This is a genomic window from Erwinia sp. ErVv1 (assembly GCF_900068895.1).
GTDB lineage: Bacteria > Pseudomonadota > Gammaproteobacteria > Enterobacterales > Enterobacteriaceae > Erwinia.
Genome location: NZ_CDPK01000026.1, coordinates 1 through 4177, shown reverse-complemented (window position 1 = coordinate 4177; position 4177 = coordinate 1). Strand labels below are relative to the sequence as shown.

3 protein-coding genes and 1 pseudogene are annotated in these 4177 nt (G+C 42.9%); all 4 read left to right on the top strand.

The genetic code is table 11. The annotated features are described in order from the left end of the window. Nucleotides 1–8: 8 nt before the first annotated feature. Nucleotides 9–1007 (top strand): annotated as a pseudogene (locus A1830_RS22395) (AHH domain-containing protein); the annotation flags it as partial. A gap of 4 nt (nucleotides 1008–1011) precedes the next feature. Further along, nucleotides 1012–1557 carry a hypothetical protein gene (locus A1830_RS20685; protein WP_067710491.1) on the top strand — a complete coding sequence of 182 codons (546 nt, stop codon included), beginning with the start codon at nucleotides 1012–1014 and terminating at the stop codon, nucleotides 1555–1557. Between the two features lie 1728 nt (nucleotides 1558–3285). Beyond that, the gene (locus tag A1830_RS20680; protein WP_231877691.1) at nucleotides 3286–3678 is read left to right on the top strand and encodes a DUF2726 domain-containing protein; all 393 of its coding nucleotides are present in this window, start codon (nucleotides 3286–3288) and stop codon (nucleotides 3676–3678) included. 223 nt (nucleotides 3679–3901) lie between these two features. Then, nucleotides 3902–4177 (top strand): contractile injection system protein, VgrG/Pvc8 family (locus A1830_RS20675; RefSeq protein ID WP_231877690.1); only part of this gene is annotated, 276 nt, incomplete at its 3' end.

Genomic DNA, 4177 nt, shown 5'->3' with positions numbered 1-4177 from the left:
ATAAGGCTGCGGAAACCGTCACTTTTCTGTGGAGCGGGCTGCGGATGGTGGGCGAAAGCAGCAGCGCCGCGCCGGAGCGTGACACGCAGTACCTGTACAGCGAAGGGAGCTGGGAGCCGATTGCCCGGGTTGATACCCTCGGTGAACAGTCGGATATTTTCTGGTACCACACGGAGCTGAACGGGCTGCCGGAGCGGATGACCAACGATCGTGGCGAAGTGGTGTGGCGCGGGCGCTTCTCGACGTGGGGGATAACGGAGCAGGAAAGCACCACCGGGTATCAGTCAGTCCAGCAGAATCTGCGCTTTCAGGGACAGTATCTGGACCGGGACTAATTTGCTTCAGTAAATTTGAACATCGCTTCAGCGACGGCCCCGAAGGGGTGAGGCACCGCAGGTGCCGAATCAACCGGACTGCACTACAATCTGTTCCGGTATTACGATCCTGTGGGTGGACGGTTTACGCAGCTGGACCCGATTGGGTTGGCGGGTGGGCTGAATACTTATGCCTATGTGCCTGACCCGATGGTTTGGGTGGATCCGCTGGGATTGAGTGGTTGCTCCACCACCTTGGGGAAAAATATGATGGAGTCAATGGGACTGCCGCGTTCAACAACATGGAAAGGGTATCAAGCTCATCATATTATACCAAAAGAATTGGCTAATCATCCGGCACTTAAAAAGATTAATTATTATATTGATGATGCGTCTAATGGGATATTCCTTCGTAAGGCTGATGATGCAACAAGTACAATGGCAAGACATTAAGGTAATCACCATGGTTACACTGATGCAGTTAGAGATGCATTAGATAGAATTGATTTGAGACAGTCGGTAAATGATATATCTAAGCAAGTATCAGCCATTCAGCGTACTGCCAGTCGTGGGATAATGGATGGCATCCCTATAAGATCGAAGGATATGTATAACGCTGATATTTTTGGTCGAGATGTGGGGCAGGTTGGCAGGCAGCGAGTATATAATTTGTGGTCAGATATATTTAGGTGATAATATGAATAGTCAAAAAGATTTCTACATGGAACCAATCGTCTTTATCAATGATGCTAGTTTTTTATCAGGTACGGGTGAATCAATGGGAGCTTTTGATTTAATCATTGATCCCAGTGAAGCTAAAAGATTGCTTTTTGAGCAGAACTTACCCGCACCTTATGCATGTTGGAATGACTTTTTTTCTGCATTAGTATCTAATATAATACTTGATAAAGATTATAATAATTCTCAGAAAGATATTCTTGCTAACTCTAAGGGCTTGAAAGGCGATGCACTTAAAGAAAATATACGCAAACGTAAAGCGTTTTTACTTCGTAAAAAAAATGGGTTGTCTGAAAACAAATTTTATGATGATTTTGTGAATGATGTAAGTGATGAGGCTATTTATATGTTAAATATGGTAGCTACTCAGAGGTACCTGTACGGACTTGAGGATAACTCTGTGCTGGAAGAAATTTTTAAAATATTTAAAAAAGGTTGTTTGCCATGTGGGTTCAATAGAGATAAAAATATACTGGCGGTATTCAACCCAATTAGTTTGAAGTAAGGGTTTTGATTAATAAAGCAATTAAATATGCCGTAGCTTTTGCGGCGGCATATAGGTGAAAGAGAAAGTGAGAAAATAATTTTTTGGACCAACGTATCCAAAAATTTGGCATCGGCATAGTTAAGAGTTGGGGGGCCATCTCATAACTGTAGAGCAGTCTACGGCTTAATAGCTGTGCCTAATATCGAAACACTTAGCCACATCATGATGACCGTGAGGAAAGGGGCTGACCGTGCCCGTGGGTGGTGAATTTTTTTATGCATTTGGTACATGGAACAGCAATGATGTTTCCGAGTAACTGTTACGTATAATAATTATACAAAAAATAAACACTTAGACTTTTGCTTTTAGAGTGTATCCTGAGCAGGAAGCTGCGCGGCTGTAGCATGTCTCTTCATGTTATATGTCTAATGATTTCGTTGGATTCAATTATATTAATGTAAAAAGCCCCCGTTTAGTTGATGAGTCTGAACTTATAGTTGAATTTCCAAATTCACTTTTTGATAAGATGTCAAATTTATATGTATTAAGGGTTTTCGTGGCAAAACTATCGAAGAATTCTTTTAATCCAGTAGTGGTAATATGCCTGATCTTAATCAATATGAAAGCGTGTATTTTTTAAAAGAGGGCGGATGGGTAGGTAGGGTAAAAGGTTGGGAACTTTTTAAAAAAATGATACCAGGGGTAGTGTATCCGGTTAGTATTAATAACAATCATCACCTCTGTAATATGATCTTGAGTGTTTACTTAAAAGCGTTAGTTTCGAGTCGTGTAAAGCATTCTTGCATTGAGTAAAAGCATTTACATAACCCCAATTATTTATTTGAAATATTTAAACGGCTGTTTAAAATAAATATAAATTTTATTATGCTGTTAAGGGTTAAGGGTTAAGGGTTAAGGGTTAAGGGTTAAGGGTTAAGGGTTAAGGGTTAAGGGTAATGATTAAATATTTATTTCAAAATTAATACTTTGTGGTATTAATGAGTAAACTTTAGTTTTTAATAATAATCTTTCCGTGAAATTGATTATGACATTTCGCAACGCTGTGGATGTCGCCTTGCATCCTCAGCAGCGCAATTCTGTTTGGTGCCTATAACATGGCCACAGCAACAGCCATGTGAGCAATTTATCATTTATCGGTACTTAATCAGCCAGTAAATTTTCCCTATAAATTACTCTTTCCCTTATCAACTAACTATTATATCCCGTTTCCCATACCCAGCGTGAGTTTCAACTCATTAGTCGCTGGTTGGTTTCTTCTGGTGATGGTTAACGTAGTCCACAACTCAGCTTTGCCTCTATCCATCCTCAATTGAGGCCGGCTATAAGGGTAGATGATATTTTTGTTAAGAACCGGAAAAGATGCACTGGGTTTCCATATGAATTATCCCGGGAAAGAGACTACTCTCTGAATATCCCCCCCCACACTATTGCTGAATATGAATTCTTTAACTGATTTTTTATTTTTCAGGAGGTATCAGGTAGTATGGATTTTTTCATAATATTGATTTTCGTCTTTCTTGTTGGTTTTTATACAGGCCGTAAGTCGGGAGAAAAAAAACACCCGTCGTGCATAATAATGCTAATTTACCTTCAACATCCCCCCCTCTGTCCCGGCCCTATACACCACCTAAAAAATTCAGACACTCACGGTGGGAGGACAGGGATGAATTATTTTGGAATATGCTTAGGGAGGGGGTTTATTTAAAACGAAAAAGAAGTGGCTTCTTGTTAAGTGAAGTGGAGAACATTTACCGTGAGCAACTTGAAGAGTGGTTTGGACAGTATTGCTATATTAATAGCCAGGTATCTTTGGGACAGCTGATTGATTTCCCTGAGCAGTCAGGTTTTTCAGAAGAGGAACGCAAGCGGTTTTTCTCTATTTTCAATGGAATGGCAATGGATTATGTATTGGTTTCAAAAAAAACTAACCGGATTGTATGTGTTATTGAACTGAATGATGCTTCGCATAATGAAGCTGGCAGAATTGAAAGGGATAAAAAGCTGGAGGCGCTGATGTCGACCTGCGCAATACCTTTTCTGCCGGTAAACATTCAGGATATACACAGAGAACCAAATATCTGGGAAGTAAGAGCTAATACATTAGCGGGATCTACCTGAATACGCATTGATAACATTCCTTTTATTTTTCGGCGCATCAGCGTCGATCGTGCAGGCGTATGGCTGCTGGATCCGCAAAGTTAATCACTACCGCGCCCGACCGGTGGGCGCGGCCAGTCAGGGAAATCACTATGTTTGATCGTATCACCGTCCAGCTGCCCGTCGCGGGCCTGCTGTTCTGGAAACTGAGCGGCAGNGGGCGCGGCCAGTCAGGGAAATCACTATGTTTGATCGTATCACCGTCCAGCTGCCCGTCGCGGGCCTGCTGTTCTGGAAACTGAGCGGCAGAGAAGCTCTCTCGCACGCCTTTGAGATAACCGTGGAGCTGCTGAGCACCGATGCGCGCATTGAGCGCAAGGCGCTGCTCGGCCAGCCGCTTACCGTCTCCATCCCCACCGGGGGGCTGACGGGCGGCACCCGCTATCTGAATGGCAAAATCACCCGCATGGCGGTCAGCAGCACCGAGCTGAGCGGCACCCGCTACGCGGTCTACCGCCTG

Bases quoted from the DNA above. Each gene is read 5' to 3' on its own strand.
- A1830_RS20685 (WP_067710491.1), top strand. From the start codon at position 1,012: ATGAATAGTCAAAAAGATTTCTACATGGAACCAATCGTCTTTATCAAT.